We start from the raw sequence: 25,175 nt of genomic DNA, 5'->3' as shown, positions 1-25,175 counted from the left end.
GAAGGAGGGCCCGGGTGCCCTAAACGCTCCGGCGGTCCTGTTGGGACTGCCGGAGCGCAAGGTCCAGCCGCCGCAGGGCGGCGGACCGTCCCGGTTGCCGGGCTCCCGCGTCCACTGCGCTGCGGACCCGTGTGAGGGGACAGTCCAGCACCGGGTTGGCGGCGATGGCCAGCAGCGCCTGCCGTGATTCTTCCTCCGGACCGTGCAGGGCCAAATCCACCGCCGTGCGCAGGGGAGTGCTAACCTTCATGCCGGCAATGTCCATGCCGTCCCCGGGCGCCAGCCGGACCTCGTGGAGGACCGCGGGGCTGAAGGGCGGCAGGGCCGTGGTCCGGCTGCGGTGGTCAACCAGCAGCTGCAGGCGACGGGGCGGAGGCGCACAGCCGTACACCCAGGCCGCCGTCAACCGTCCGAGCATGGCCTTTGCACGCAGCCGCTGCGGAAGCGTATGCAGGGCGGCCAGCGCACGGCAGACCGGGTCAGGCTCGACGTCCCAGCGCACATAGGTCCCCGCATAGACCCAGCGCAGCAGCCCGTCAGCTTCCATTGCCTGCAGTTCAGGACCGGAAAAGTCACCGCCGGCATAAAACAGCGCCCCGCCGGTGGAGGTGAACTCCGGCAGCACACCCGGATAAGGAAACAGTGTTGCCGGCATGAGCCAACCCTGACCCACTTCCGGAAAAAGCAAAAGGCCCGGCATCTTTCCTGTGGACAGGGAAGATGCCGGGCCTTTGGACGTTAGGAGAAGTCCTGCGCAGACTTCTGCAGCATGGCCAGCCACTGCTGGCGGGCTTCAAGGGCTTCACGGGCGTCGGCGATCTTCTTCGCGTTGCCGTCCTTTTCAGCCGTGGCCAGATCTTCCTCGAGGGAAGCGATGGTGGCCTCGAGCTGGCTCAGGGCGCTGTTGGTGCGCGCCTTGGTTTCCGGGTTGCTCTTCTGCCAGTGCTCATCCTCGGCAGCCTTGACGGCCTCCTCGATCTTGCGGATGCCGGCTTCCATCCGGCCCATGTCCGCGCGCGGAACCTTGCCGGCCTCTTCCCAGCGGTCCCGGATGGAGTTCAGCGCCTTGCGGGCTGCCGTGAGGTCGCGGACCGGAAGGATGGCCTGGGCTTCCTTCAACAGCTCTTCCTTGACCACGAGGTTGGCGGCAAACTCTTCGTCAATAACCTCATTGGCTGCCTGGCGGGCGGCAAAGAAGGTGTCCTGCGCGGCACGGAAACGTCCCCACAGGGCGTCGTCATCCTTGCGGCTGGCGCGCTTGGACGCTTTCCACTCGTCCATGAGCCGGCGGTACTCTGCAGCAGTGTTGCCCCAGTCCGTGGACGTAGCCAGTTCCTCGGCGCGGGCAATCAGCGCTTCCTTGGCCTGCTTGGCAGCGGTGTTTTCGCTGTCCAGCTGAGAGAAGTAGGCGCGGCGGTGGCGGTCAAAGACAGTGCGGGCGGAACGGAACCGCTTCCACAGGCTGTCCTCATTGCTGCGGCCAAGCCGCGGTCCGTTCTTCTGGGCCGCCTTCCAGGCCTCGAAGAGCTCATTCATCCGGTTGCTGCTGGTCTTCCACTGGATGGTGGCGGGATCCTTGGCGGCAATCTCTTCGGCCTCGGCCACAATGGCTTCACGGGCGGCAAGCTCGCGTGCCTTGACGGCCTCGGCTTCGGCACGTTCGGCTGCTTCAGCTTCCTTGATGCTGCTGCGCAGGGCTTCGATCTGTGCGTCAAGAGCCAGCACATCACCGACCATCTTGCGTTCGGCAACCTGCTCGCCGAGGTGCTTCAGGGTCTTGAGCATGTCCGTGGTGGGAGCCTTGGCCTGCACCCGGGCCTCCAGCAGCGCAAGCTGGCTGGCGACGTCGTCGTACTTGCGGACAAAGTAGGCCAGCGCTTCGTCACGGCTGGCATCGGGGTACTGGCCCACCGGGAATTCTTCGCCGTTCACGATCAGGAAGACATGGCCGTCCTCCTCAACACGCGCAAAGCGGGCTGCGTCCTCAAGGGAGGTGGAGTGCACCGGGGGTGCACTGATGACAGGCTTGGGCGCGGCGGCAGGAGCTGAACCTTCTGCATCAGCTGCTGCGGGCGCCGGACGCCGTGCAGCGAAGGCTGCCGGGGTGGGCGCTGCGGGCCGCGGGGTTTCGGAAGTCTCCGAGCCGGGGCCGGAAACTGTTTCGTCGGATTTCTGACTGTCTGTCACCGCTAAAAGTCTTTCACTCGAGGTTTGGCAGTGCGCGAAGCCCGCGCTGCCATTTACTTCAGGGTAAACGAGTCTATCGTCACCGGCGTTTTCGGTGTGCCGTCCTGGACAGCGGCGCCGTCTTTCACGGCTCCCTGTGCAGCGACGGATTCCAAAACGTCCAGCCCTGACGTTAGCTTACCCATGATCGAGTAGCCGCCCGTATCCTGCGGAATAACGGAGTCTTTGTACACAATGAAGAACTGCGTTCCGTTGCTGTCCGTGGTATCGCCGCGGGCCACGGCAATCGAACCCGCCGGGTACTTTCCGTCGGCGGGCGTGTTCTCCACGGGACCCCACTGGTAGCCCGGATCTGCGGCTCCGTCTCCGTTGAGGGAACCGCATTGCAGCACGCCCATGGTCTCCGCCGTGGTGAGCCGGTGGCAGGTCTTCCCCTCGAAGAAGCCCGATTCAGCCAGCGAGGTGAACACGGCCACTGCCTGCGGTGCTGCATTTCCGTCCAGCTCCACGCCCAAATCCCCGGCGCTGGTGGCGAGTGTTCCGGTGAAGACCCTGCCTTCGGCAATCGACGGGTCCGGGACCGCCGGGGCAGTGGCTGGATCCGAGGGTTCGGCGGCTGCGGCCTGCTGCTCGATGAGCCGGGATTCTTCGGGGGTGGGATTGGAGGAGAACCAGGCCACCTGCAGGGCCAGCGCCAGCGCGAGTGCCAGGGCGGCAGCCGCACCGGCGAAAACATTGTCCCGTTTCCTGCGTTTGGCCTGGCTTTGCTGCAGGGCGCGCTTCGCCTGGATGCGGGCAATGCGCCGTCGTGTTTCGCGGTCTTGGCGGGGAGCGGCCACGGGTTCTCCTGATGCAGCGGATGGACATCGCCGGCCGGGCGGGGAGCACCGGCCGCAGCAGTGCTGGTCCTTCCGGTTCGCCTTGGCGTGCGCGGACGACCTAAAATGAGTGCCGCACTTAGTTTAGGCATGCCGCCAGGCGATTTCCCTGCAGCAGTCCGCCTCAATCCCCAGAAGGAGCTCGCCCTCATGGCACGCAAGGCCTCACTGTCCGGTTTCCCCGAATGGCTGCCGCAGGAACGCCTGGTTGAACTGCATGTCCTGGACGTTCTGCGGCGCACCTTTGAACTGCACGGCTTCACGAACATTGAAACGCGCGCGGTGGAAACCGTGGGCCAGCTGCTGCGCAAGGGCGAAATTGACAAGGAAGTCTACGCGCTGAGCCGGCTGCAGGCTGAAGAAGGCGAAGCCGCCGGCAAGACGGATCCCAACGCCCTGGCCTTGCACTTTGACCTCACCGTTCCCTTTGCCCGGTATGTGGTGGAGAACGCCGGACACCTGGCGTTCCCGTTCCGCCGCTACCAGATCCAGAAGGTTTGGCGCGGCGAGCGCCCGCAGGAAGGCCGCGCCCGCGAATTCACGCAGGCGGACATTGACGTGGTGGGCGACGGCGAACTCCCGTTCCGGTACGACGTTGAGCTGGCGCTGGTTATCGCCGAGGCGCTGGGCGCCCTGCCCATTCCCGACTTCAAGATCCGGGTCAACAACCGCAAACTGGCCGAGGGCTTCTACCGGGGCATCGGCCTGGAAGACACCGCCGGCGTGCTGCGCAGCATCGACAAGCTGGAAAAGATCGGTGCCGCACGGGTGGCTGAGCTGCTGCAGGAAGAACTCGGCGCCACTGCTGAACAGGCCGACGCTGCCCTGAAGCTGGCCTCCATCCGCACCGAGGACATGTCCTTCGTGGATCAGGTCCGCGCCCTGGGCGTGTCCAACGAACTGCTCGAAGAAGGACTGGACGAGCTCTCCCAGGTCATCGCCGAAGCCGTTCGGCGTGCCCCCGGCCGCGTGGTTGCGGACCTGAGCATCGCCCGCGGACTGGATTACTACACGGGCACTGTGTACGAAACCGTGCTGGTGGGACACGAGTCCCTGGGGTCAATCTGCTCCGGCGGCCGCTACGATTCCCTGGCTTCCAAGGGCAACCGCAAGTTCCCCGGCGTCGGTCTCTCCATCGGCGTGACCCGGCTGGTGATGCGCATCCTGAGCCAGGAGTTCGCTGCAGCCAACCGCAGCGTTCCCACCGCCGTTCTGGTGGCCCTCACCAGCGACGACTCCTGGTCCGCTGCCCAGGACATCGCCGCGGACCTGCGTTCCCGCGGCATCTCAGTGGAAGTGGCCGCGAAGGCGGAGAAGTTCGGCAAGCAGATCAAGTACGCGGACCGCCGCGGGATTCCGTTTGTCTGGTTCACCTCCGAAGACGGCACACACGAGGTTAAGGACATCCGCTCCGGCGAGCAGGTGCCTGCCGATCCGCAGACCTGGACGCCGCCGGCCGAGGACCTGTTTGTCCAGGTGACCCCCGCCCAGCAGTAACTCCCGGGTCCGGCTGCCGCGCACCCGGGCGCTGAAAACTCAGGCCCGGCTGCCGGGCTGTTCCCGGTGCCCGCGTGCCCGGTAGGCGAGCGCAGCCTGCACCCGGGAGGCAACCCCGAGCTTTGCCAGCACCCGGGACACATGGGTCTTCACCGTGGTTTCGGCGATGCCCAGCCGGCGGCAAATCTGCTGGTTGGACAGCCCTTCGCCGAGACAGGCCAGGACCGCTTCTTCCCGGGCAGTCAGCGGGTCCGCGGTCAGCGGATCGGCGAGGCCGGCAGGCAGCGCGGGACCGTTGTCCGGGCCGGGCCCCGGCAGGGCCTTGCCGGGGCTCCCTGCGCCGTGCTGTCCCTGCACGAATGCCGAGATCAGCGTGCCGGTGACTTCGGGGGAGAGGACGCTGTCGCCGTCGGCCACGCTGGAGACTGCGCGCACCAGCTCCGCCGGCTCCACGGACTTCAGGAGGAACCCGGCAGCCCCGGCGCGCAGGGCGGCGTAGACGTAGTCGTCGATGTCGAACGTGGTCAGCACCAATACGGCGGAGAGCTTCTCCCCGGTGATTTCGGCCGTAGCGGCGATGCCGTCCATGCCCGGCATGCGCAAATCCATGAGGACGACGTCGGGGCGCAGGGCGCGTGCCATGCGCACCGCCGTGGCCCCGTCGGCCGCCTCGCCCACCACCGTGAAACCGCCCACGGACTCCAGGATCATCCGCAGTCCGGCGCGGATGGCTGAGTGATCATCCGCAAGCAGGATGCTGAGGGTTGTTTCTGCTGTTCCTGTGGTCACTGCATCTCCTGGGCCTGGATCGAAGGCTGCGGCCGGGGTACTGCCGGCCCGGGTTGTCCTGCCGGCAGGAGCGCCTGCACCACCCAGTGGCGCGCGGCCCGGCCGTCCGGTTCGGTGATCCCCGCGCTGAAGCTGCCCTGCAGCTGTCCGACCCGCAGGAACATGTTCCGCAGCCCGGTGCCGTTGCCCCCGGTGCCGTTCCCGCCGGTAGTCTTTCCGCCGGAGACCTCTCCGGTTGCCTCGGGCACCTCGTTGCTGATCCTCAGATCCACGGAGCCTTCACGCTGCCGGACTGTGACAGCGATGCGGCTGCCGGGCGCATGCCGCACTGCATTGGTCAGGGATTCCTGCACAATCCGATAGGCGCTGCTGCCCACCAGGGCGGGGACTTCGATGCCGGGCTCCATTTCCAGCTCCACCGGGTTGCCGGCCAGCCTCGCGGATGCTGCCAGCGCTTCCAGCTGCTGCAGTCCGCCGGCTGCGGTGTCCGCAGGCGCTGTGTCGGGCCCGCCGTCGGCTTCAAGCAGGCCGATCAATGACCGCATTTCCTGCAGGGCCTGCACGCTCTCAGTGCGCACCTGCGCCAGTACCCGTCGGTCCAGGTCCGGGTTTTCGGCGGCCAGGGCGGCTGCCGACTGCAGCGCCACGGCCGAAAGGTGGCCGGCAATGGCGTCGTGAAGTTCGCGGGCCATGGCGCCGCGCTCAGCGGTCACGGCCATCCGCAGATTCAATTCGGCCAGTTCTTCGGTGCGTTCGGCGCGGAGCCGCTCGGTCTCTGCACGCTGCCGCTCCTGTTCCGCGCGGTCGCTTTGGTGCCGGACGGAGCTCGCCCACCAGAGCGGCATGAGGCAGATCAGGACAGCCTGAAACAGGCCGAGAAGAGCTGCCGGCCAACCCCCGTAGCTCAGCCCCACAGCCAGCGGAAGGATCACGGTGCCGGCAACCGCGGCGTTCTGGACGGCCCGGCTGAGGCGCTCCGAGCCGTAAAGGATGCCGGAGTAGAAGAGTTCGAACACCAGCAGATAGGTGATGATGCCGCCGCCAAGCAGCACGCTGCCTCCAACGGCGGCACCTGTCACCGCGAGCATCACCGGCACGCTCCGCCGTCGGAATACCAGGCCGGCGCACCCGAGCAGCAGCAGCGGCAGCCAGGCCCAGTCCGGCGCCCCCAGCAACGGCGGCACCAGATCGGCCCCGTTCACTCCGGCAAGCATCAGGATGCTGCCGGCCAGCAGGTATCCCACGGCGGAGGCGATGCCGGACTCCCAGACTCCGTCCAGGGAATAGCGGCTTTTAGAGGCGGACATGCCTACAGCGTAGCCATCGGAGCGGGCTGTGGAAGGACGCCCGGTCCTTGGTCCTCCAAAGGGATGACGGCGGACACGGGAGATGGCACCAAGTACCGACGACGGCGCCGGCGTGGGAGGGCTTAGCTGTTGCCATGGATGTTTTGGTATATCTCATCATCGGCTGCGAAATCGGCTTCTGGGTACTGCTCGCGGCGGGACTGTGCACCCGTTATCTGCTGCACCAAAAGCGCCTGGGGCTGGTGCTGCTGGCCTGTGTTCCGCTGCTGGACGCGGTGCTGCTGGCAGCCGCCGGAACGGACCTCGCACGGGGCGGCACCGCGGAAATGGTGCACGGACTGGCTGCCTTCTATCTGGGCTTTAGCGTGGCGTTTGGCCACACCCTGATCCGCTGGGCCGATGTCCGGTTTGCGCACCGCTTCGCCGGCGGCCCGGCCCCGGTCAAACCGGCGAAGGGCACCGCCGCTTACCGGCATTCGCTGTGGGTCGAATACGGGCGGGTCCTGATCGCCATGGCCATTGCGGTTGCAGTGCTGCTGATCATGATCGCGTTCCTGGCTGCCCCCGGCGAGACGGGCGAACTGTGGGACTGGGTGAAACGGGCCGGCGTGGTGGCAGGCATCTGGCTGGTTGCCGGTCCGGTGTACGGGATGTTTGAACGGCCGGGACAGGCTCCGGCGGCCCAGCCCGGGCCAACTGTCCGGAGCTGAAGGCGCTTCCGGCATCGCCTAGGCTTAAAGGATGTCGACTGCACCCATCGAACCCCTGCTGCCCTCCGCTGAACTCCATCTGCACATTGAAGGAACCCTCGAGCCGGAGCTGATTTTTGAACTGGCGGCCCGGAACGGAATCTCACTTCCCTACGCGGATCTTGACGAGCTGCGCAGCCGGTACGAGTTCACCGATCTGCAGTCCTTCCTTGACCTCTACTACGCCAACATGGACGTGCTGCGTACCGAGGCGGACTTCGCCGATATGACCCGGGCTTATCTGCGCCGGGCCGCAGCGGCCGGGATCCGCCACGTGGAAATGATGGTTGATCCCCAGGCACACCTGCTCCGCGGTGTTCCGGTGGCGGACTGCATCAACGGGGTGGCCGGAGTGCTGGCCACCAGCCTTGAGGAGTTCGGCATCTCCACCGAACTCATCGCCGCGTTCCTGCGGGACCGTCCGGCCGCCGAAGCTGAGGAGGTCCTGGCCCAGCTGATCGAGTCCAAGGCGCCGATCGCCGCCGTCGGTCTGGACTCCGCGGAGGTGGGCTACCCGCCGGAAGGATTTATCCAGCTGTACCGCATGGCCCGCGAAGCCGGCCTCAAATGCGTTGCGCATGCCGGGGAAGAGGGTCCCTCGCACTACATCGAGCAGGCGCTGGACCTGCTGCTGGTGGACCGGATTGACCACGGCCTGCGGTGCCTGGATGATTCCGAACTGGTGGAACGCCTCGTCCGGGAACAGGTGCCGTTGACCCTCTGCCCGTTCTCCAATGTTCGGCTGCGTTCGGTGGACACACTGGCGGACCACCCGCTGCCGCAGATGCTGGCCCGCGGATTGAACGTGTCGGTGAACTCCGACGACCCGGCCTACTTTGGCGGTTACGTGGACGACATCTTCGCGCAGCTGCGGCAGACCTTCGATCTGACCCCTGACCAGCTCGCAAAACTGGCGGCCAACTCGGTGGAGGCCTCCTTTGCGCAGCCGGACCGGAAGGCCGAGCTGCTGGAGCTGATTCGTTCCTGGCGGTCGATTCAAGACTGAAGTCCGGACCAGGACTTAGAGCCAGGGCTTTGAACTAGGACTTTGAGCTAGGACTTTTGCGGCGGGGCGGGTGGCTTTGCACCCGACGGCGGGCTGCCGGACCGGTGGAATGTCAGCCGCACCACCAGCCCGAACACCAGCACGATCAGCATCATCAGGACCGCCGCCAGCGGCAGGCTCAGCGCCGTCAGCAGGGCCCCGGCCAGGCCGGCCAGGTTTACGGCCCGCGGCGTGTACCAGCGCCGCTGCTCCAGCGCATAGCCGCACAGATTGGTGATGGCTGCGTGCAGCAGCAGCGCAAAGCAGGCCAGGGCCAGGAGTGTTCCCAGGCTGGCGGTCAGTACCAGCACGACGACGACGGCGCCTGCCGCAGCGGCTGCCGGCCACGGTACCCGCCGGTTGCGGCCCGTGCGGGCGAAAACCCGGGGGAGGTCGCCGTCGTCGGCCATGGCAGCCGCCGTGTGCGCGCTTCCCTCCGTCAGCAGCCACACGCCGGACAGGCTGGCCGCACCGGCGGCGATGGCCACGGCCCCGGTGCCGATGCCCAGGCCCACCTCCGCCACCGGCTCACGCAGCGGAGCCAGCGACGCCGCCAGGCCCGCCGGCCCGTGGAACCAGGCCAGCAGGGATTGGTTCACCAACAGATACAGCCCGAGGGCCACCAGGATGGAAGCCGGGATGGCACGCGGAAGGTTCCGGTCCGGTGCGCGGACCCGGAAGCCGCCCGACGCCAGGCGGGCGTACCCCGCGAAGGCAAAGAACGCGAAACCCGCTCCCTGCAGCAAGCCGGCGGTGGACTCCGTGTCCTCCAGAACGCCCGGCTGCGGAGGAGGTCCTCCGGCCTCGTTGAAGGCAACCACGACCCCGAAGCCCAGCACGCCAATCACGAACGCCAGCACAAAACGGATCACCCAGGTGCTGCGCTGCAGGCCGAACAGATTCAGTGCGGTTGCCGCCACCGCGGCTCCAACCGCCGCAGGACGCGCCTGGCCGGGCAGCACGTACAGGCCAAAAGCCAGGGAGAGGACGGCGGCGGACGTCACCAGGGCACACACCATGGTCCAGCCGGTGAAAAAACCCGCATGGGTACCAAAAATGACCCGGGCCGCGGAGCGCGTTGTGCCCCCGGCATTCGAGTGGCCGCTGGCGCGAAGCCCGGCGCCGAGCAGGAAAGTCGATGCTGCCGAGCAGTACGCCACCAGGGCTGCCAGGGTGAGGGACGCGGCCATCGCGAAACCGGCAGCTTCCGCAACCGGGGGCAGGACCACAAAAATCCCTCCGCCCACCATGCAGCCGATGCCCACCGTGGTGGCGTCGAAGCCGCCCAGCGGAAGTATCGCGTCGGAGCTTCCGGACACGCGTCCCTCCGATCAGTCGGGCCCGGCCGGCAGTGCGGCCGCAACGGCTGCGCGCTGGAGTCCTTGGCTGGGAAAGGAAGTGAACACCGGTAAACTTCTAAAGAGACCTTGTATTCACAATGAGCGGGAACAGTGTTTTCCGCAAGCAATCTTGAAAGGACTGCTGTGCTGCGCACTCATGCCCTTGGTTCCCTGAGGGCCGAGCATATTGGACAGACCGTCACTCTCGCTGGCTGGGTGGCCCGACGCCGGGACCACGGCGGCGTTGCCTTCCTCGACCTCCGCGACGCTTCCGGGATCGCCCAGGTAGTGGTTCGGGAAGAAGACGTCTTCCACGGACTGCGCAACGAATATGTACTGCAGATCACCGGCACAGTGCAGAAGCGCCCTGAGGGAAATGAAAACCCCTCGCTGGCCTCCGGTGAAGTGGAAGTCATTGCGGACGAAGTTGTGGTCCTGAATACGTCCGACCCGCTGCCGTTCCAGATTGACGAGCACGTGGAAGTCGGCGAAGAGGCCCGCCTGAAACACCGTTACCTGGACCTGCGCCGTCCCACTCCCGCACGCAACATGCGCCTGCGCTCCGAAGCCAACCGGGTGGCCCGCAACCTGCTGCACGACGAAGGCTTCGTGGAAATCGAGACTCCCACGCTGACGCGCTCCACCCCTGAGGGTGCCCGCGACTTCGTGGTTCCCGCACGCCTGGCACCGGGATCCTGGTACGCCCTGCCCCAGTCCCCGCAGCTCTTCAAGCAGCTGCTTCAGGTGGGCGGGTTCGAGAAGTACTACCAGATTGCCCGCTGCTACCGCGATGAAGACTTCCGTGCTGACCGCCAGCCGGAGTTCACCCAGCTGGACATCGAAGCCAGCTTTGTCGAGGAAGATGACATCATCGCCCTCGGCGAGTCCGTGGTGAAGGCGCTGTGGAAGCTGATCGACGTCGACATCACCACTCCGATCCCGCGCATGACGTACGCGGACGCCATGGCCCGCTACGGTTCCGACAAGCCGGACCTGCGCTTCGGCCTGGAGCTGACGGACCTGACGGAATTCTTCAAGGACACGACCTTCCGCGTGTTCCAGGCTCCCTACGTGGGCGCCGTCGTTATGCCCGGCGGTGCCTCGCAGCCCCGCCGCACGCTGGATGCCTGGCAGGAATGGGCCAAGCAGCGCGGCGCCAAGGGACTCGCCTACGTGCTGATCCAGGAAGACGGCACGCTGACCGGACCCGTCGCCAAGAACCTCACCGACTTTGAGCGCGAAAACCTCGCGGAAAAGGTTGGCGCCAAGCCCGGCGACTGCATTTTCTTCGGTGCCGGCGAGACAACCGAAGCCCGTGCCCTGCTCGGCGCGGCACGCGTGGAAATCGGCCACCGCACCGGCCTGATCAACCCCAACGACTGGGCCTTTGTCTGGGTTGTTGACGCCCCCATGTTCGAGCCGGCTTCCGCCGCCGTCGCCGCCGGTGACGTGGCAGTGGGCGGAGGAGCCTGGACGGCCGTGCACCACGCCTTCACCTCCCCGAAGCCTGAGTTCATGGACACCTTCGACACGGATCCCGCGTCGGCGCTGGCCTACGCCTACGACATTGTCTGCAACGGCAACGAAATCGGCGGAGGCTCCATCCGTATCCACCAGCGCGACGTGCAGGAACGCGTCTTCAAGGTCATGGGCCTTTCGCAGGAGGACGCACAGGAGAAGTTTGGCTTCCTGCTTGAGGGCTTCAAGTACGGCGCACCGCCCCACGGAGGCATCGCCTTCGGCTGGGACCGCGTGGTTGCCCTGCTGTCCGGCAGCGAGTCCATCCGCGACGTCATTGCCTTCCCGAAGTCCGGCGGCGGCTATGACCCGCTGACCCAGGCACCGGCTCCGATCACTGCTCAGCAGCGCAAGGAAGCCGGCGTGGACTTCAAGCCGGAGAAGAAGGCTGAGGCCAAGCAGGACGACGCCAAGAAGGACTAGGTCTTTCGCAGGATTCCAGAATGATGAAAGTGCCCGGCCGCTGATGCGGCCGGGCACTTTCATATTTCGACTTCATATTTCGACGCACCGGTAATTCTCGGTGATTTATTCCGACAGCCTTTTTTAGCCCGGTGCGGGTGCCGCAGTTGCGGGCCCCATGGAAGTTTCGGGCGCCATAGTGGGGACCGGCAGATTATAGACAACAAGCCAGTAATCTCCGTCCGGCCCGTCCACTGTAATGGATGCCGGGGTTTGGTCCGGTGTGACGATGTGTTCGAAAGACGTGAGAACCGGCCAATTGCAGTTGTTGCTGCTGGCAGCGGTAACTGGGCTTGATTCAGCGTCCAGAACCTCGATGCTGTAATCCCCGGGCTGGTTGCAGGTGAGGTACACGCTGAAGCTGGTCCCCGGTTCCATCGCGGGCAGATCGAAGGTGCTCCTCCCGGTGCCGGGTTCCTCGAGCACGAGGCTGGCGTTGAGAGGGCGCCCCTGGGGGCTTTGCTGGAAGTAACTCTCGAGACTGATGGGATTGTCCGCCCGGAACAGTGCCGTCATGGCCGGGTCAATGGGGACAGGAGGCTCCGTGCTTCCGGGGGGCAGTTCCACGCCGATGCTGCTCCGGCTGGAAGAACGGGCTGAGGGGGACGCCGTGGCGGTCTCCTCAGCAGTGGCCGACGATGTGGCAGGTGTCGAGGAAACGGCCTCGGGCTCCTCCTGGGCGCTGCACCCTGTCAGCACCAAGCCCAGCACCGCTGCGGGAAGCAGGGCCTTATGCATAAACGGCAAATCCGACACTCTGCCCGGCCTTGCCTTAGTCCGTGATGTTCCATTGGCATTTCTGTTTCTGGTCATCTCCGCTACTTCCTTCCGAAGTAATCCGAAGAACGATAGTGGACCCGGATCCGTATGTAAAGGATTGGTAACGGGCGGCCGCTGTCATAAACCCGTGGAACAATTCCCGGCCCACTATTTCCGGTGCCGACACATTTCTGCCGGTCAGGCGAATTCGGGAACACCCGGACGGGGAAACGCTGAACCGTGGAATATCAGGGGCTCGTGGGCATCGTCGTGTGAGGCATGGCCGTGGACGCGCAGCAGCACGAGCATCGTGGAAGCTGTCTGGGATTTACCGCCGGGTTTGCCCGATTTCGTGCGGTTTGGGAAAACCCGGACGGTCCGCAGTGGCCGGGATTTCCCAAAGTGGCCGGAATTTCCCAAACCGGTCGGGATTTCCTGCCGGTGTTGCCCAGTGAACTCAGGCGAAGGAAGGCACGCCCAGATGCCGGAAGGCCGAGCCGTGGAAGACCAGCGGCTCATGGGCATTGTCATGGGCGGCATGGCCGTGCACCCGCAGCAGCACCACCGCATGGTCCCCGGCGGGAATTTCGTTCTCCACGGAGCACTCCAGCCACAGGGCAGCCCGGTCCAGGAACAGGGAGCCGGAGTCGTCAGTGTGCAGGTTAAGGCCGGCAAAACGGTCGCCGGATTTGGATGCAATTTGCCGGCAGATGCCCTCGTGCCCGGAACCCAAGACAGAGACTCCGATCCTGGCAGCGCCCCGCAGAAGCGGCCAGGTCCGGGAGGTGTTCTGCACGGCGAACAGCACCAGCGGCGGATCCATGGAAACGCCCACGGTAAAGGATGAAGCAACAATGCCCTGCGGTTCGCCGTCCACCACGGCGCACAGAGCGGCAATGCCGGAGGGGAACCGGGAGAAGGCCCGGCGCAGGGCTGCGGGCTGAAGGTCGGTTGTGAGAGTCATGCGGAAAATGTCCTCTGCCTCAAGCGTCCGGCCGCCGCGACCAACACGGCAGCGAAACGCAGTACTTGCCGGACCGGTTGGAACAACCGGCGGCCGAATCGTCACCTGGAGCACCCCGCTACGGCGAGAGGGTTGCCGCCCAGCCGGCCAGGGCCTGTGGCTGGAACTCATGATTCTGGTTCCACGGTAGGTCCGGCAGCACAGCCGCGCAAACCCCCGCCACAGTTCGTAAAACTCCGCTTCATAAAACTCCCGCAGCCAAAGGGATACAGTTTTCACCATGAGACAGCGGTGGTTTAAACAGGTGGACGTTTTCGGCAGCGAACCTTATTTGGGCAACCCCCTGGCGGTGGTGCTGGAAGCGGAGGGACTCACCGACGCGGAAATGGCGTCCTTCGCACGCTGGACCAACCTGTCCGAAACAACGTTCGTGCTGCCGCCCACGGTGGACGGCGCCGACTACCGGGTGCGGATCTTCACCCCGGGCGGGGAACTCCCGTTCGCCGGACACCCCACCCTGGGAACATGCCACGCCTGGCTGGAGACCGGGGCCAAGCGCCGCTATCCCGACGTCGTCGTCCAGGAATGCGGCATAGGCCTGGTGACGCTGCACGCCAATGCCGGCATCGCCGCGTTTGCCGCCCCGCCGCTGCAGCGCTCGGGCCCGCTGGAGGAAGAAATCCTGGACCAGGCGCGGCGGGCCCTGAACCTGGAGCCGGGGCAGGTGCTGGCTTCCAACTGGATTGACAACGGACCGGGCTGGCTCGGACTCCTGCTGCCCGATGCCGCGACTGTCCTGGACCTGTTACCGGACCCCACCATCATGGGCAACCTGCGCGTGGGCGTGATCGGCGCGCAGCCGGCGGACGCTGAAACGGACTTTGAAGTGCGCGCCTTCGTGCCGGGACTTGGCGTTGCCGAGGATCCGGTGACCGGAAGCCTCAATGCCGGCCTGGCCCAGTGGCTGATCGGAGCCTCACTTGCGCCGGAACGCTACGTCGTCACGCAGGGAACTGCCGTCCAGCGGTCCGGCCGGGTGCGGGTCTTCACGCGCGACGGCAAAATCTGGGTGGGCGGCTCCACCGTCACCTGCATTGACGGCACGCTCACGCTGTAAGCGGGAACCATGTTCAAGCTGGACTCGCTGTCTCTTCCGATCCTCGGCGCGCCGATGGCCGGAGGTCCCTCCACACCCGAGCTGGCCGCGGCCGTCAGCAATGCGGGCGGACTCGGCTTCCTGGCGGCCGGCTATAAAAGCCCTGCCGCTGTCCGCGGTCAAATCACCCGGACCCGCCAACTGACCCGGCGGCCTTTTGGCGTGAATATCTTTGTGCCTGATCATGCCAACACGTATGCCGATACGTCGGAGGAGAAGCAGGCCGGAAAGCTCGCGGCCTCGCTGGCCTACCGCGAAAGCCTGGCCGCAGCCCGGGAAGCACCGGTCGGAACGGTAATTCCCGAACCCGGGTTTCCCGATCCGCAGGACGACGACGGCTGGCACGCCAAACTGGAGCTGGTCCTGCGGGAACAGGTTCCCGTAGTGTCCTTCACCTTCGGGCTGCCGGGGCCCGACGTGTTCGCGGAGCTTGCCGGACGGGACATCTGCACGGTGGTGACGGTCACCGACGAACATGAGGCCCGTGCCGCCGCCGCAGCGGGTGCGCATCTGCTGTGTGTGCAGGGTCCGGAGGCCGGCGGGCACCGCGGAACCCTGGACAGCGCCGCAGTCCCCGGACAAACTGCGCTGCCGGAGCTCCTCAGCGCAGTGAGGGATGCCTGCCCGCTGCCGCTGGTGGCTGCCGGCGGAATTTCCACCCGGCACGGTGCCGCTGCGGCCCTCGACGCCGGGGCCTCGGCGGTTCAGGTGGGAACACTGCTGCTGCTCGCCAATGAGGCGGGCACCTCAGTGGTGCACCGGACTGCCCTCCGCGATGCCGTGCTGGGACACAGGGACCCGCGCACCTCGGTTACCCGTGCCTTCTCCGGCCGTCCGGCCCGCGGGCTGACCAACGGCTTCATGCGCGCGCACCCGGATGCCCCGGACGCCTATCCGTTTCTGAACCAGATCACCGGGCCGCTCCGTGCAGCAGCAGCGGCTTCCGGGGACCCCGAGGGAGTGAGCCTGTGGGCGGGAACAGGCTACCGGCACGCGGTTGAAGAGCCCGCACAGGCCAGCGTCCGCCGGTTGTTCCCCGGGTGAGACTGCAGGACGGAAGCCTCAGGGCACCGTAATCCGGATGGAAACCGAGCAGGCATCCTTCGCCGCCTGAGCCAGCACGGCCAGCTTGGGGTCCTGGACATCGAGGGGCTGCAGCCGCGGCAGGCTGCTCCACCGAGCAAAAACCTTCTGCCGGGCCAGCAGTTCAGTCAGCGTCCGGTCTCCGCCGAATACGAGGTATTCCGGCGGATGGTCGGCGAAAAGCCGCGCGGCCTGCTCGGCGGCGGTCTCCACCAGCGCGTCCGCCTGGTTGGCCCGGCGCCGGGCAAAACGCTGCTGCGACCCGCCGCCGGCCGCGGTCCGGGACTGCACGTACCGGTTGCCGGCCTTGGACGCGAGCAGCAGCCCCTCACGGGCCACACCGGCGGCGTACCCGCCGCGGCGCAGCAGCACGATCCCGAGGGTGCGGGACTGGCCGGCCAGGGAGACCAGGCGTTCGACGTCGTTGGTCCCGCGTCCCGGGCGTCCGTCGTCGGGCCAGGGCGCCCGCAGATCCGCTTCGGTGCCGTTGGCCGCGCGGACGTGCAGTCCGCCGTGTTCGGGTGTGATGTCCAGCGCACCGTTCCCGGCGGCCAGGCGGTCCAGCCAGCCCGGCAGGCGCTGCGCGGAAACGAAGGTGTGGCGTGTGGCGGGCATATCGCGATTCTCCTGGTGATGCTGCCCACCGAGCGTGTCGCAGCGTCCGGCGCCTGCCGGACCAACTCCCACGCTACGGCACGAGTAGCCTTGGGACGTGAGTGATTTGTTCAGCAGCGACGACAGTGACAGTGCCACCGGCACGGACAACCGGTACGACGACGGCGCGGATTTCGATGCAGGCGCGGACGACGGCGCCCCCAAACGTCCGCGCAGCCCGCTGGCGGTGCGGATGCGTCCGCGCACCCTCGATGAAGTAGTGGGCCAGCAGCACCTGCTCGGGCCGGGATCACCGCTGCGCACCCTGGCGGAGTCCGCCGATGACCGGGGTCCGGCCGGGCCTTCGTCGGTCATGCTGTGGGGGCCTCCGGGGACCGGCAAAACCACCCTGGCACATGTAGTGGCACGCGGATCCGGACGGAAATTCGTGGAGCTGTCCGCGATCACCGCCGGCGTCAAGGACGTCCGCCGGGTAATGGAGGAGGCGCTCACCAACCGCGACCTGCACCGCATCACCACCGTGCTGTTCCTGGACGAGATCCACCGCTTCAACAAGGCACAGCAGGATGCACTGCTGCCGGGCGTGGAGAACCGCTGGGTGGTCCTGGTGGCCGCCACCACGGAGAATCCGTCCTTCTCAGTGGTCTCCCCGCTGCTCTCGCGTTCCCTGCTGCTGACCCTGAAGCCGCTCACCGAAGAGGACATTGCCGCCCTGCTCAAGCGCGCCGTGGAAGATGAGCGGGGCCTCGCCGGCCGTGTCCGCCTCAGCGACGAAGCCCTGGAACACCTGGTGCGCCTGGCCGCCGGGGACGCCCGGCGCGGCCTGACCGCACTGGAAGCCGCGGCCGGCGTCGCGTACTCCGAACGCACCGCGGGCGAGGATATCCCGGAGGTCACCCTCAGCGATGCCGAGAAGGCGCTGGACGTGGCGGCCCTGCGCTATGACCGGGCCGGAGACCAGCACTACGACGTCACCAGTGCCTTCATCAAATCCCTGCGCGGCTCCGACGTGGACGCGGCCCTGCATTACCTGGCCAAGATGCTCGAAGCGGGGGAGGACCCGCGGTTCATTTCCCGCCGCCTGATGATCTCCGCCGCCGAGGATGTGGGCATGGCGGATCCCACCGCGCTGCAGACCGCCGTCGCGGCGGCCCAGGCGGTGCAGATGATCGGCATGCCGGAGGGGCGGATCATCCTGGCCGAGGCAGTGGTCCACATTGCCACCGCACCCAAGTCCAACGCCGCGTACAACGGCATCAATGCCGCTATTGCTGACGTGCGGGCCGGCCGGGGCCAGGGGATTCCCGCCCACCTGCGGGACGCGCACTATCCCGGGGCGAAACAGCTGGGGCACGGGAAGGGGTACATCTACTCCCACGACTCACCCCACGGCATCGCCCGGCAGCAGTACCCGCCGGATGACCTGGTGGGCCGCAATTATTACGAACCGACCGCCAACGGCGTGGAACGCGACATCGCGGCGCGGCTGGAGCGGCTGCGGGGGATTGTCCGCGGGAAGTGAGCGGCGGGAAGTGACCGGCGGGGAGTCAACCGGCGCGAAGTTAGGCTGCGCGAAGTGAGGTGGCTAGTGAGGTGGCGCAGCGCAGGCGGCGCAGGCCCCCCGCGGCGGACCCGGGCGCCTGCCGGTGCGTGCTAGCATTGATGGTTGACTGGCAAGTGCGACGCCAAGCCCCCCTTTCGCTTTTACGAGCGTCAGGTGTGCCCGGCGCCGTTTCTGTAGCAGAAGGCAGCGGTTGGCCCGAGCTCTCCCTAATGGAGGCCAGTACTTACGTATCAGTCATCACGGTATCCCGGTGAAAGCCAGGACTGCGGTGGCCAAACCGCCAAAACAGTGAAAGGTGAACGTGGCTAACAACACACGTGCACGCCGTCAGGCCCGCGCTTCGCGCGCCCTCGGCATTGCTTTGACCCCCAAGGCAGCCAAGTACTTCGAGCGTCGTCCTTACCCGCCGGGTGAGCACGGCCGCGCACGTCGCAAGCAGGACAGCGACTACGCGGTACGCCTGCGTGAAAAGCAGCGTCTGCGCGCCCAGTACGGTATCCGCGAAGCACAGATGACCCGTGTCTTCGAGGAAGCCCGCCGCACCGCCGGTCTGACCGGTGAAAACCTGATCGAGCTGCTCGAGATGCGTCTTGACGCCCTCGTGCTGCGCGCCGGCTTTGCCCGCACGATCGCCCAGGCCCGCCAGCTTGTTGTGCACCGTCACATCATGGTTGACGGCGCCCGCGTGGACCGCCCGTCGTTCCGCGTTTCCGAAGGCCAGCTCATCCATGTGCACCAGCGCAGCGAGACCATGACGCCGTTCCAGGTTGCCGCTGCCGGCGCCCACCGCGACGTCCTGCCTGCTGTTCCGGGTTACCTGGATGTTTCCCTGGACAAGCTGCAGGCACGCCTCGTGCGTCGCCCGAAGCGTTCGGAAATTCCCGTGACCTGCGAAGAGCAGCTCGTCGTGGAATACTACGCACGCTAATCTCGAGTCTTCTCGATTTTTGCAACAGCCCGCGGCCCGTGCCGCGGGCTGTTCGCTTAAGCGGCCCCCTTTGCCGGTGCACTGCGCGCCGCGGAGGCAAGTAAGTGCTCTGGCCTTGAAGTAGGTAAGGTACATAGCGGAAGTTTTTAGTTTTTAACCCAAAGAGGAGAACCATGTCGGGTGGAGATATTGCCGGTCTGATTGCGGCCGGTGTGTTTGCGGTGCTGGTGGTGCTGCTGGCCGTCCCGATCTGGAAGCTGGGCAAGGTGTTTGACGAGCTGCGCGGTGCCATCCGCACCATCAGCAATGAAACGACTCCGCTGATCGAGGAAGTCACCACCACCGTGTCCACCACCAACCTGCAGCTGCAGAAGGTGGACGGCATTTCCTCCAATGTCTCGGACGCCACGGCGAACATCTCCGCGCTGTCCTCCCTGGTGGCCGCCACCGTCGGTTCGCCGCTGATCAAGGTCTCCGCCTTCAGCTACGGTGTCCGTTCGGCCATTTCCTCCCGCGGCAAGAGCCGCGGACGCCGCAGCAGCCGCTAACCCGCCACCAGCACAGGAGCGAAGAGAATGATCAAGCGAGTCTTTTGGATGTCCATCGGCGTCACGATCGGCGTCATCGCCGTCCGCCGCCTCTCGGACGCCAAAAACACCCTGGGTCCGGCCGGACTCAACAAGGCCGTTGGCACCGCCGCCGACGCCCTGCAGAACTTTGCCGATGCGTTTCGTGAAGGCATGACCGAACGGGAAGGCGACCTGCGCACCGCCCTGGGTGTGGAAACCGGCGACACGGTTGCCGGCACCATGGCCGCCGCCCGCCGCTGAACCACCGGCCCGCACCGCCGCGCACTGCCTGCCCGCAGCCAAATGCTGCAAACACCTGAATTACCGGAAGGGTAAAAAGCACCATGATGTCCCACGAGATTGCACGCCGCTGGCTGGATTTTTTCAGCAAAAAGGGCCACACGGTGGTTCCCTCCGCGTCGCTCGTCACCAATGACCCGTCGCTGCTGTTCACCGTAGCCGGCATGGTGCCCTTCATCCCGTACCTGACCGCACGCGAAAAGCCCCCGTACAGCCGGGCCACCAGCGTGCAGAAGTGCATCCGCACCGCGGACATCGAAGAAGTGGGCAAGACCGCACGGCACGGAACCTTCTTCCAGATGGCAGGAAACTTCTCCTTTGGGGACTACTTCAAGGAAGAAGCCATCACCTTCGCGTGGGAGCTGCTGACGTCCGACGTCGAGAAGGGCGGCTTCGGCCTGGACCCTGAGCGTCTCTGGGTCACCGTCTACGAAGACGGCGACGAGCGCGACGACGAAGCACGCGCCATCTGGCGCGACAAGATCGGCATGCCGGACGAGCGCATCATCGGCACCGGCAAGGCAGATAACTACTGGAACACCGGACAGGCCGGCCCCGGCGGCCCCTGCTCCGAGATCTACTACGACCGCGGACCCGCATACGGACTCGAAGGCGGCCCCGCCGTCGATGAGACCCGCTACATCGAAATCTGGAACCTGGTCTTCATGCAGTACCAGCTCTCCGAGGTCCGGTCCAAGACCGACTTTGACGTGGCCGGCGAACTGCCGCAGAAGAACATCGACACCGGCCTTGGCCTGGAGCGTCTGGCCATGATCCTCCAGGGCGTGGAAAACATGTACGAGACGGACCAGGTCCGTCCTGTGCTGGACAAGGCCGCCGAGCTCTCCGGCAAGACCTACACCTCCGCCGAAGACCCCTCGGATCCGCACCACGCCGATGACGTTAAGATGCGCGTTGTTGCCGACCACGTCCGCTCCGCGCTGATGCTGATCTCCGACGGCGTGAGCCCCTCCAACGAAGGCCGCGGCTACGTGCTGCGCCGCCTGATCCGCCGTGCAGTGCGCAGCATGCGCCTGCTGGGCGTGGAGACCGCCGTCCTGCCGGAACTGCTGCCCGTCTCCCGCGACGCCATGAAGGGTGTCTACCCGGAGGTGGAGACCGACTTCGCCCGCATCAGCCGCATTGCCTACGCCGAGGAAAAGGCGTTCCTGCGCACCATCGCCTCCGGCACCGAACGGCTTGAAGAAGCCGTGAAGGAGTCCCAGGCCGCCCACAAGCCGCTGTCCGGCGAAGACGCCTTCACCCTGCACGACACCTACGGTTTCCCGATCGACCTCACGCTCGAAATGGCCGAGGAAGCGGGACTGAAGGTGGATGAGGCCGGATTCCGCGCCCTCATGCTCGAACAGCGCCAGCGCGCCCAGGCAGATGCCCGGGGCAAGAAGCACGGCCACGACGACGTCTCGGTGTTCAACGAGCTCCTTGCCGCCGGACAGACCGTCTTCACCGGCTATGACGAGCTGACCAGCCAGTCTTCGGTCCGCGGCATCATTTCCGGCGGATCCCGGGTGCCGTACGCCGGCCAGGGCACTGAAATCTCCCTGGTGCTCAACGAGACCCCGTTCTACGCAGAAGCCGGCGGCCAGGCCGCAGACACCGGCCTGATCACCGGTGACGGCTTTGTCCTGGAAGTTCAGGATGTCCAGCGCCCGGTCAAGGGACTGAGCGTGCACAAGGCCATTGTCCGCGAGGGCGAAATCGCTGAAGGTGCCAGTGTTCTGGCTGCCGTGGACGCCCAGCGCCGCCACGAGGCGGAGCAGGCGCACTCCGGCACCCACATTGTGCACGCCGCCCTGCACCAGATTCTGGGCCCGGAGGCCCTGCAGCGCGGTTCCTTCAACAAGGCCGGCTACCTGCGCTTTGACTTCTCCTGGGGTGAAGGTCTCTCCGACGCCGCCAAGTCCGAAATCGAAGAAGTCTCCAACCTGGCAATCCGCAGCAACTTCCAGGTGGAAACCAAGATCATGTCCCTGGCTGACGCCAAGGCACTGGGCGCCACCGCGCTGTTCGGCGAGGCCTACGGTGACACCGTGCGCGTCGTGGAAATGAACGGCGACTGGTCCCGCGAGCTGTGCGGCGGCACCCACGTGGAATCCACCTCCCGCATCGGCAGCCTCACGCTGCTGGGCGAACAGTCCGTCGGATCCGGCAACCGCCGCGTGGAAGCTTTTGTGGGCATGGACGCGTTCCGCCATCTTGCCGCCGAGCGTGCACTGGTCAACGAACTGTCCGAAATGCTGAAGGTCCCGTCCGTGCAGCTGCCGGACCGCCTGGCCGCCACCCTGGCCAAGCTGAAGGCAACGGAAAAGGAACTGGAGCGCCTGCGCCGCGAGCAGTTGGCTGCTTCAGCCGCAGCCCTGGTTTCCAAGGCCGTGGACGTTGACGGTGTGCGTGTCCTGGTGCACGACGCCGGGACCGGTGCCGGTGCGGATGACCTGCGCACCCTGGCGCTGGACCTGCGGTCCCGCCTCGGAAGCGGTGCAGCCGTTGTTGCGGTTGCGGGCGTCTCCAACTCCCGCCCGGTAGTGATTGCTGCCACTAATGAGGAGGCCCGCGCTGCCGGCATCAAGGCCGGCGCGCTGGTCAAGGTTGCTGCCGGGGTCCTCGGCGGCGGCGGAGGCGGCAAGGACGACGTCGCCCAGGGCGGCGGCTCGGACGCCGCCAAGCTCGGCGACGCCCTGACTGCCGTCAAAGCCGCAGTAGCCAACCGGGGCTGAATGTGGAACAGCAGGTCTACCCCCGCGGGGTTAAGCTGGGGGTAGATGTCGGCCAGGTCCGTGTGGGACTGGCTGTCAGTGATCCCGACGGCATGCTGGCCATGCCGGTCAAGACTTTGAAACGGGACGCTAAAAAGAACAGCGACATTCGTGTGGTCGTCCGTGAGGCGGAAACCCGGGGCGCCGTACAGGTTTTTGTGGGTCTGCCGCGCAGCATGCGGGGCACAGAAACCGCATCCACGCAAATGGCCCGCGACTACGCAGACACTCTGGTGGCAGAGCTGGAACGCAGTGGAAATCCGCTTCCGGTCTCGCTTGTGGATGAGCGCCTGACCACTGTGTCGGCCCACCGGTCTCTGCACGAGGCTGGCTTGAACAGCAAAGATCACCGTAGAGTGGTGGATCAGGCGGCCGCTGTGGCGATTCTGCAGCACGCTATTGACATGCAGCGTTCCCAGAAACGCGATGTGGGGGAACCGGTTACAACGCGCCGGCAGCAGCGTCCCAACGACGCACTGCCGGCCCCGACACAGGAGCCAATCATTTCCCAGGACAACAAGCGCGGAAACGGTTCTGCGCTGTGAGCCACAGGTATCCGGACTACCCTTCGATGGGAACGGACCCCGATTCTGACCCGGCACCGCAGCACGACGCGGACTATGCCCCTGACGGTACAGCCCCCGTGGCCGAACTTTTCGAGGAAGCTGCAGAGACGCGCAAGAGCCGTCCGTCACCCGCCACGCAGCGACGCCGTCGCCGCCGCACCATTGTCATGGTGGTGGTCGCGGTGATTTTCGCCGGCGTGGTGTTCGGCCTGACCGTGTTCGTGCGGGACCTGCTGGGGCTGAATGAGGTCAAGGACTATGAAGGGTCCGGGACCGGCAGCGTGAGCTTTACCGTTGCCGAGGGTGACGGTCCCATGGTCATCGGCACCAACCTGGAAGCGGCGGATATTGTTGCCACTTCCAAGGAGTTCATCAACACGTTCCAGCAGGAGTCCGCCGGGCGCGAGATCCAGCCGGGCTCCTACGAGATGAAGCAGCAGATGTCCTCTTCCTCGGCGGTCGAGGCACTGCTGGGTGAAGAGGATCCCGGCGTTCACTACGCCGCCGTGGCCCGCGACCTGCGCCAGGGCGAAGTGTTTGAAGTCCTCAGCACTTCCACCGGAATTCCGCTGACCGAGTTCGAAGCCCTGGCAAAGAACCCCCAGTCGTTCGGCCTGCCGGCGGCAGCCGTGAGCCTTGAAGGCTACCTGCATCCGGGTGAATACCGCTTCCCGCTGGACCAGGACGCAACCTCGATTGTCACGGAAATGGTGAACAGCACCTTCACGACCCTGGAGGATGCAGGCATCACGGACCCGGATGAGCAGTACCGGACCCTGACCAAGGCCAGCATCATCCAGGCGGAAGCCGGTGAAGCCGACTACGCCAAGGTGGCCGGAGCCATTGAGAACCGCCTGCGCGCCGACAATGTGGAAACGTCCGGGCTGATCCAGTCCGATGCGACGGTAACCTACGGCCTGGGCCGCAAGAGCTACGAGCTGACGCCTGAAGAAAAGGCGGACACGTCCAACCCGTACAACACGTACGCGAACCCGGGGCTGCCGGTAGGACCCATCGGCTCACCGAGCACCGAGGCCGTTGACGCGGCGGCGAACCCTGCCGACGTTCCCTTCTATTACTGGGTGACCGTGAACCTGGATACGGGCCAGACCGAGTTCTCCTCCACCCTGGCCGAGCACGCCAAATTCGTGGAGCAGTACCAGCAGTGGTGCGGTACGCAGAAGCCGGGCAGGTGCGGGTAGTTGAACGGTTCCGCCGCACGGGCAGCAGTCCTGGGGCATCCGATCAGCCACTCGAAATCTCCGCTCCTGCACCGCGCCGCTTACGGGTTTCTCGGCTTTAGCTGTTCTTACGACGCCGTCGATGTTCCCGAAGAGGACGCCGCCGCCTTCGCGGCGGCCCTCCGGGAACCGGATCCGGCCCGGCCGCGCTGGGCCGGATTGTCCGTGACGATGCCGCTGAAGACAGCCCTGCTCCCCGCCATGGACCGGCTGACGCCCATGGCACAGGCCCTGCAGGTACTGAACACCGTGACCTTTGAGTACACGGACAGCGGCGTGGTCCTCACGGGTCACAACACCGACGTCGAGGGGATCGTCCGCGCGCTGACGCATGCCGGGGCGCGCCCGGCACCGCGGATCGTTGTTCTGGGTTCCGGCGGCACGGCCTGCGCGGCGGTGGCTGCTGCAGGAAAGCTCGGTGCCTCCTCCGTGGATGTCTATGCCCGCCGCTACCCGGAATCCGCCGATGGAACAGTTGCCGTGGAGGCAGCCGGAATCCGCACCGGAACCGCGCTTACCCGGCATCCCTGGGAGGAAGCAGCGGAAGCCTGTGCAGGCGCCGACGTCGTTATTTCCACGCTGCCGCCGCGTGCCGCCGATTCCCTGGCCGACGTCGTCGCCGCGGGCACCGCGGATCTTGCCGGCACGGTACTGCTGGATGTCGCCTACGATCCGTGGCCCAGCCGCATCGCCGGTGTTTGGGAGAACCGGGGCGGGCGGATTGTGCCGGGCCTGGAAATGCTCCTCTACCAGGCGGTGGAACAGGTGCGCCTTTTTACCGGAGACCAATTCCGTGACCGGCAGGCCGTCACAAATGTGATGTGTGACGCAGTCGGAGTACCGCGGCGCTGAACGCGCGCACCGAACATGGCAGTATTGAA

23 protein-coding genes and 1 riboswitch are annotated in these 25,175 nt (G+C 66.1%); of the genes, 14 read left to right on the top strand and 9 right to left on the bottom strand.

Annotated elements, in window-relative coordinates; all coding sequences use genetic code 11:
- Positions 1-19 precede the first annotated feature (19 nt).
- The 3 genes from AC4D2W_RS04550 to AC4D2W_RS04540 all read right to left on the bottom strand — a co-directional run bounded on the left by AC4D2W_RS04550 (position 20) and on the right by AC4D2W_RS04540 (position 3,026).
- Positions 20-655 (bottom strand): hypothetical protein, encoded by a 636-nt coding sequence (locus tag AC4D2W_RS04550; protein ID WP_490925699.1) that lies wholly within the window; start codon positions 653-655, stop codon positions 20-22.
- Positions 656-738: 83 nt separating this feature from the next.
- The gene (locus tag AC4D2W_RS04545; RefSeq protein ID WP_490925698.1) at positions 739-2,187 is read right to left on the bottom strand and encodes a DUF349 domain-containing protein; all 1,449 of its coding nucleotides are present in this window, start codon (positions 2,185-2,187) and stop codon (positions 739-741) included.
- A 53-nt stretch (positions 2,188-2,240) separates the two neighbouring features.
- A complete protein-coding gene (locus AC4D2W_RS04540) occupies positions 2,241-3,026 on the bottom strand; it encodes a peptidylprolyl isomerase (RefSeq protein ID WP_490925697.1) in 786 nt (261 codons plus the stop codon).
- A gap of 189 nt (positions 3,027-3,215) precedes the next feature.
- Between AC4D2W_RS04540 and hisS the strand changes: the two genes are divergently transcribed.
- Positions 3,216-4,562 (top strand): histidine--tRNA ligase, encoded by a 1,347-nt coding sequence (gene hisS, locus AC4D2W_RS04535; RefSeq protein WP_490925696.1) that lies wholly within the window; start codon positions 3,216-3,218, stop codon positions 4,560-4,562.
- Positions 4,563-4,601: 39 nt separating this feature from the next.
- Here hisS and AC4D2W_RS04530 read toward each other — a convergent pair whose 3' ends face one another.
- Both AC4D2W_RS04530 and AC4D2W_RS04525 read right to left on the bottom strand, forming a co-directional pair.
- On the bottom strand, positions 4,602-5,351 hold the full coding sequence (locus AC4D2W_RS04530; RefSeq protein WP_490925695.1) for a response regulator: 750 nt from the start codon (positions 5,349-5,351) through the stop codon (positions 4,602-4,604).
- Positions 5,348-6,658: a sensor histidine kinase gene (locus AC4D2W_RS04525; RefSeq protein WP_490925694.1), complete on the bottom strand. Its 1,311-nt coding sequence runs from the start codon at positions 6,656-6,658 to the stop codon at positions 5,348-5,350. The genes AC4D2W_RS04530 and AC4D2W_RS04525 overlap by 4 nt, the downstream gene beginning before the upstream one ends.
- 134 nt (positions 6,659-6,792) lie before the next feature.
- Here AC4D2W_RS04525 and AC4D2W_RS04520 point away from each other — a divergent pair, with 134 nt between their 5' ends.
- Both AC4D2W_RS04520 and AC4D2W_RS04515 read left to right on the top strand, forming a co-directional pair.
- A complete protein-coding gene (locus tag AC4D2W_RS04520) occupies positions 6,793-7,368 on the top strand; it encodes a hypothetical protein (protein ID WP_490925693.1) in 576 nt (191 codons plus the stop codon).
- 31 nt (positions 7,369-7,399) lie between these two features.
- A complete protein-coding gene (locus AC4D2W_RS04515; RefSeq protein WP_490925692.1) occupies positions 7,400-8,413 on the top strand; it encodes an adenosine deaminase in 1,014 nt (337 codons plus the stop codon).
- Positions 8,414-8,460: 47 nt separating this feature from the next.
- Here the strand turns inward: AC4D2W_RS04515 and AC4D2W_RS04510 are convergent, their stop codons facing one another.
- Complete coding sequence (locus AC4D2W_RS04510; protein ID WP_490925691.1) at positions 8,461-9,771, bottom strand: APC family permease; 1,311 nt, start codon at positions 9,769-9,771, stop codon at positions 8,461-8,463.
- 165 nt (positions 9,772-9,936) lie between these two features.
- On the opposite strand from AC4D2W_RS04510, the gene aspS reads away from it, so the two are divergent.
- Positions 9,937-11,733, top strand: coding sequence for an aspartate--tRNA ligase (gene aspS / locus AC4D2W_RS04505; protein WP_490925690.1), 1,797 nt, complete (start codon positions 9,937-9,939; stop codon positions 11,731-11,733).
- A gap of 123 nt (positions 11,734-11,856) precedes the next feature.
- On the opposite strand, the gene AC4D2W_RS04500 is transcribed toward aspS, so the two are convergent.
- Both AC4D2W_RS04500 and AC4D2W_RS04495 read right to left on the bottom strand, forming a co-directional pair.
- A complete protein-coding gene (locus AC4D2W_RS04500) occupies positions 11,857-12,510 on the bottom strand; it encodes a hypothetical protein (protein WP_490925689.1) in 654 nt (217 codons plus the stop codon).
- Positions 12,511-12,988: 478 nt separating this feature from the next.
- On the bottom strand, positions 12,989-13,495 hold the full coding sequence (locus AC4D2W_RS04495) for a flavin reductase family protein (protein ID WP_490925688.1): 507 nt from the start codon (positions 13,493-13,495) through the stop codon (positions 12,989-12,991).
- A 56-nt stretch (positions 13,496-13,551) separates the two neighbouring features.
- Positions 13,552-13,670, bottom strand: a riboswitch (SAM riboswitch).
- Between the two features lie 105 nt (positions 13,671-13,775).
- Here AC4D2W_RS04495 and AC4D2W_RS04490 point away from each other — a divergent pair.
- Positions 13,776-14,612, top strand: coding sequence for a PhzF family phenazine biosynthesis protein (locus tag AC4D2W_RS04490; RefSeq protein WP_490925687.1), 837 nt, complete (start codon positions 13,776-13,778; stop codon positions 14,610-14,612).
- Between the two features lie 9 nt (positions 14,613-14,621).
- Entirely contained in the window at positions 14,622-15,695 is a 1,074-nt protein-coding gene (locus AC4D2W_RS04485; RefSeq protein ID WP_490925686.1) for a nitronate monooxygenase, read from the top strand.
- Between the two features lie 18 nt (positions 15,696-15,713).
- On the opposite strand, the gene AC4D2W_RS04480 is transcribed toward AC4D2W_RS04485, so the two are convergent.
- On the bottom strand, positions 15,714-16,349 hold the full coding sequence (locus tag AC4D2W_RS04480; RefSeq protein WP_490925685.1) for an acVLRF1 family peptidyl-tRNA hydrolase: 636 nt from the start codon (positions 16,347-16,349) through the stop codon (positions 15,714-15,716).
- A 97-nt stretch (positions 16,350-16,446) separates the two neighbouring features.
- On the opposite strand from AC4D2W_RS04480, the gene AC4D2W_RS04475 reads away from it, so the two are divergent.
- The 8 genes from AC4D2W_RS04475 (at position 16,447) to AC4D2W_RS04440 (ending at position 25,146) form a co-directional block, all read left to right on the top strand.
- Entirely contained in the window at positions 16,447-17,871 is a 1,425-nt protein-coding gene (locus AC4D2W_RS04475; protein ID WP_490925684.1) for a replication-associated recombination protein A, read from the top strand.
- 343 nt (positions 17,872-18,214) lie between these two features.
- Positions 18,215-18,841 carry a 30S ribosomal protein S4 gene (rpsD, locus tag AC4D2W_RS04470; protein WP_152227785.1) on the top strand — a complete coding sequence of 209 codons (627 nt, stop codon included), beginning with the start codon at positions 18,215-18,217 and terminating at the stop codon, positions 18,839-18,841.
- Between the two features lie 173 nt (positions 18,842-19,014).
- Positions 19,015-19,389 (top strand): DUF948 domain-containing protein, encoded by a 375-nt coding sequence (locus AC4D2W_RS04465; RefSeq protein ID WP_490925683.1) that lies wholly within the window; start codon positions 19,015-19,017, stop codon positions 19,387-19,389.
- 27 nt (positions 19,390-19,416) lie between these two features.
- A complete protein-coding gene (locus tag AC4D2W_RS04460; protein ID WP_400928589.1) occupies positions 19,417-19,671 on the top strand; it encodes a hypothetical protein in 255 nt (84 codons plus the stop codon).
- A gap of 83 nt (positions 19,672-19,754) precedes the next feature.
- Positions 19,755-22,448, top strand: coding sequence for an alanine--tRNA ligase (gene alaS / locus AC4D2W_RS04455; RefSeq protein WP_490925682.1), 2,694 nt, complete (start codon positions 19,755-19,757; stop codon positions 22,446-22,448).
- 2 nt (positions 22,449-22,450) lie between these two features.
- A complete protein-coding gene (ruvX, locus tag AC4D2W_RS04450; protein WP_490925681.1) occupies positions 22,451-23,032 on the top strand; it encodes a Holliday junction resolvase RuvX in 582 nt (193 codons plus the stop codon).
- 26 nt (positions 23,033-23,058) lie between these two features.
- Positions 23,059-24,255 carry an endolytic transglycosylase MltG gene (gene mltG, locus AC4D2W_RS04445; RefSeq protein ID WP_490925680.1) on the top strand — a complete coding sequence of 399 codons (1,197 nt, stop codon included), beginning with the start codon at positions 23,059-23,061 and terminating at the stop codon, positions 24,253-24,255.
- On the top strand, positions 24,256-25,146 hold the full coding sequence (locus AC4D2W_RS04440) for a shikimate dehydrogenase family protein (RefSeq protein WP_490925679.1): 891 nt from the start codon (positions 24,256-24,258) through the stop codon (positions 25,144-25,146).
- Positions 25,147-25,175: the final 29 nt, after the last annotated feature.

This window comes from Arthrobacter sp. TJ-58 (genome assembly GCF_058269295.1).
The sequence above is the reverse complement of the archived record's forward strand: the minus strand, read 5'-3'. Positions and strand labels throughout refer to the sequence as shown.

Excerpts from the sequence above, each read along its gene's own strand:
- AC4D2W_RS04460 (WP_400928589.1), top strand. The coding sequence starts at position 19,417 with ATGATCAAGCGAGTCTTTTGGATGTCCATCGGCGTCACGATCGGCGTC.
- AC4D2W_RS04495 (WP_490925688.1), bottom strand. The coding sequence starts at position 13,495 with ATGACTCTCACAACCGACCTTCAGCCCGCAGCCCTGCGCCGGGCCTTC.
- AC4D2W_RS04500 (WP_490925689.1), bottom strand. The coding sequence starts at position 12,510 with ATGCATAAGGCCCTGCTTCCCGCAGCGGTGCTGGGCTTGGTGCTGACA.
- AC4D2W_RS04465 (WP_490925683.1), top strand. The coding sequence starts at position 19,015 with ATGTCGGGTGGAGATATTGCCGGTCTGATTGCGGCCGGTGTGTTTGCG.
- mltG (WP_490925680.1), top strand. The coding sequence starts at position 23,059 with ATGGGAACGGACCCCGATTCTGACCCGGCACCGCAGCACGACGCGGAC.
- AC4D2W_RS04525 (WP_490925694.1), bottom strand. The coding sequence starts at position 6,658 with ATGTCCGCCTCTAAAAGCCGCTATTCCCTGGACGGAGTCTGGGAGTCC.
- AC4D2W_RS04485 (WP_490925686.1), top strand. The coding sequence starts at position 14,622 with ATGTTCAAGCTGGACTCGCTGTCTCTTCCGATCCTCGGCGCGCCGATG.
- AC4D2W_RS04480 (WP_490925685.1), bottom strand. The coding sequence starts at position 16,349 with ATGCCCGCCACACGCCACACCTTCGTTTCCGCGCAGCGCCTGCCGGGC.
- AC4D2W_RS04550 (WP_490925699.1), bottom strand. The coding sequence starts at position 655 with ATGCCGGCAACACTGTTTCCTTATCCGGGTGTGCTGCCGGAGTTCACC.
- alaS (WP_490925682.1), top strand. The coding sequence starts at position 19,755 with ATGATGTCCCACGAGATTGCACGCCGCTGGCTGGATTTTTTCAGCAAA.
- AC4D2W_RS04515 (WP_490925692.1), top strand. The coding sequence starts at position 7,400 with ATGTCGACTGCACCCATCGAACCCCTGCTGCCCTCCGCTGAACTCCAT.
- hisS (WP_490925696.1), top strand. The coding sequence starts at position 3,216 with ATGGCACGCAAGGCCTCACTGTCCGGTTTCCCCGAATGGCTGCCGCAG.
- AC4D2W_RS04490 (WP_490925687.1), top strand. The coding sequence starts at position 13,776 with ATGAGACAGCGGTGGTTTAAACAGGTGGACGTTTTCGGCAGCGAACCT.
- AC4D2W_RS04520 (WP_490925693.1), top strand. The coding sequence starts at position 6,793 with ATGGATGTTTTGGTATATCTCATCATCGGCTGCGAAATCGGCTTCTGG.